The 292-nt window shown below is 37.7% G+C and carries 1 protein-coding gene; it reads right to left on the reverse strand.

Features of this window, described 5'->3' with window-relative positions; genetic code table 11:
• Positions 1-4 precede the first annotated feature (4 nt).
• Positions 5-217 (reverse strand): CsbD family protein, encoded by a 213-nt coding sequence (locus tag C1E99_RS00540; protein WP_002942806.1) that lies wholly within the window; start codon positions 215-217, stop codon positions 5-7.
• Positions 218-292: the final 75 nt, after the last annotated feature.

The raw sequence follows: 292 nt of genomic DNA on the forward strand, positions 1-292 counted from the left end.
TTATTTATTTCTCTTCTTTGTCGAAAGCATTTTTGATGCCGTTAATGGCACCTTCAAGCCCATCTTTTGCATCTTCGACTAGCTCTTTTGCTTTGCCAATTCCTTTCTCAACAAGTCCTTCAACTTCGATTTCCTTGTCGCCGGTCAGCTTACCAATTACCTCTTTTGCAGAGCCAGATAGCTGTTCTAGTTTTGCGTCAAATTTTTCTTCTGACATAAAATCCCTCCTTATATATACAGATGGGGCGATGACTTTCTAAAAAGAAAATCACATACTATTCTTACTTACTAT

It is taken from the genome of Streptococcus suis (genome assembly GCF_002964045.1).
GTDB classification, from domain to species: Bacteria; Bacillota; Bacilli; order Lactobacillales; family Streptococcaceae; genus Streptococcus; species Streptococcus suis_U.

Excerpts from the sequence above, each read along its gene's own strand:
- C1E99_RS00540 (WP_002942806.1), bottom strand. The coding sequence starts at position 217 with ATGTCAGAAGAAAAATTTGACGCAAAACTAGAACAGCTATCTGGCTCT.